The sequence below is a fragment of the Actinomadura sp. HBU206391 genome, assembly GCF_014323665.1.
Lineage (GTDB): Bacteria > Actinomycetota > Actinomycetes > Streptosporangiales > Streptosporangiaceae > Actinomadura_C.
In genome coordinates, this window is record NZ_JABVEB010000520.1 from 1 (window position 1) to 1,628 (window position 1,628).

The following is a 1,628-nucleotide window of genomic DNA, read 5'->3' on the forward strand; positions in this document are numbered from 1 at the left end:
TTTCTCGTTCGTGCGCGACGCCTCGCTGCCGGGCCGGGCGTTCGGCGCGTGGGGTGCCGCGTACCTGCCGGATCTCGACGATGAGCACGTCAACTACAACATGCTGGGGCCGGAGTCGTCCCGGCGGGCGCGGGCGCTGCCGATCTGGGCGACGCTGCGCGCGTACGGGCGTGAGGGGTATCGGGAGATGGTGGAGCGCCATCTGGACGTGGCGGCTCATCTGGGCGGGCTCGTCGAGCGGGACCCGGATCTGGAGCTGCTGGCGCCGGTCCGGTTGTGCGTGGTGTGTTTCCGCTACCGGCCGCAGGGTGTGCCGGTGGAGCGGCTGGATGATCTGAACGCCCGTCTGGGCGCGGCGCTGCTGGCCGACGGCCGGGTGTACGCCGGTACGAGCACCTACCGCGGGATGACGGTCCTGCGGCCTGCGATCGTGAACTGGCGTACCACCGTGGCCGATATCGAGTTGTTCGTGGAGGTCGTCAGGGAGCTCGGCGCGGAGCTGGCCGGCTGAGGTGGGCCCGCTGAGCCGGCTCGCTGAGGTGGGCTCAGTCGTTCCAGTCCGCGCTCTCGTCCAGTTCGTCGAATCGCTGGGTGAGGCTGTACCAGTTGCCCGAGTCGTCGCGGAAGATGGCCTCGATGCCGTACGGGCGTTTCTGCGGTTCCTGCAGGAAGGTGACGCCCTTGGCGGTCAGTTCGCGGTGGGCGGCGTGGCAGTCGTCGGTGTTGAACGCGCCGGCTCCGAGCACGCCCTTGGCGATCAGGGCCTTGAGCTGGTCGGCGGATTCGGGGTCGAGTGACGGGGGGCCGGGGACCATCAGGGTCAGTTGCAGTTCCGGCTGGTTCTTCGCGCCGACGGTGACCCAGCGCATTCCGCCCTCGCCGAGGGTCATGTCGTATCTGAGCTCGAGGCCGAGCTTCTCGGTGAAGAACTCCTTTGCCGAGTCCTGGTCGAGCACCCAGACGGTGGCGAGCCCGAGTCCGGTGATCATTTAATGTGCTCCTTCGAGGTCTGCGAGTGTTCCGGCCGCTCACGTTAGGTGGTGGTGTTCCGGCCCGCCTTCTCGATTCTTGCTCACGTTCGGGCGGAAGCCGCCTGCCCAGAAGAGCACGAAGCAGCCGGGGATGTGCGCGGAGGCGGAGGTCCTGGCGCTGTCGCGGTACTGGCCGGGTGTCATTCCGACCTGCTGTTTGAAGCGGGTGCAGAAGGTGCCGAGGCTGCTGAAGCCCACCAGCATGCAGATCTCGGTGACGGTGAGGTTGGCCGAGCGCAGCAATTCCTTGGCCCGCTCGATCCGCCGGCGGCTGAGGTACTGGCCGGGGGTCTCGCCGTACACGTCGCGAAATCGCCGTACGAAGTGGTAGGTGGAGTAACCGGCGACGGCGGCGACCGCGTCCATGTCCAGTGGCCCGGACCATTCGCGGTCCATGGTGTCCTTGGCCAGCCGGAGCCGCCGCAGGAGGGCGGTGTCGGGCGCGCGGTATCGTTCCTTCCGGGCGGGCCGTGCCGTCGGGGCGGTCGTCATGGCTTCGATCCTGTCATCGGCCGGCCATGTCATGGGCGGCTTGCCCGCTGGGCCCTCCCCCGAGGAGGGCCCAGCGGTCGATCGGGCCGGCGGTGGATCAGGCCT

General features: G+C 68.6%; 3 protein-coding genes. 1 reads left to right on the forward strand and 2 read right to left on the reverse strand.

What is annotated here, in order from left to right; all coding sequences use genetic code 11:
- Nucleotides 1–511, forward strand: a 511-nt coding sequence (locus HKK72_RS39035) for a pyridoxal phosphate-dependent decarboxylase family protein (protein WP_261987620.1), incomplete at its 5' end; no start/stop codon positions are given.
- A 34-nt stretch (nucleotides 512–545) separates the two neighbouring features.
- Here HKK72_RS39035 and HKK72_RS39040 read toward each other — a convergent pair.
- A complete protein-coding gene (locus HKK72_RS39040; protein WP_187239398.1) occupies nucleotides 546–989 on the reverse strand; it encodes a VOC family protein in 444 nt (147 codons plus the stop codon).
- A 39-nt stretch (nucleotides 990–1,028) separates the two neighbouring features.
- The gene (locus HKK72_RS39045) at nucleotides 1,029–1,523 is read right to left on the reverse strand and encodes a helix-turn-helix transcriptional regulator (RefSeq protein ID WP_187239399.1); all 495 of its coding nucleotides are present in this window, start codon (nucleotides 1,521–1,523) and stop codon (nucleotides 1,029–1,031) included.
- Nucleotides 1,524–1,628: the final 105 nt, after the last annotated feature.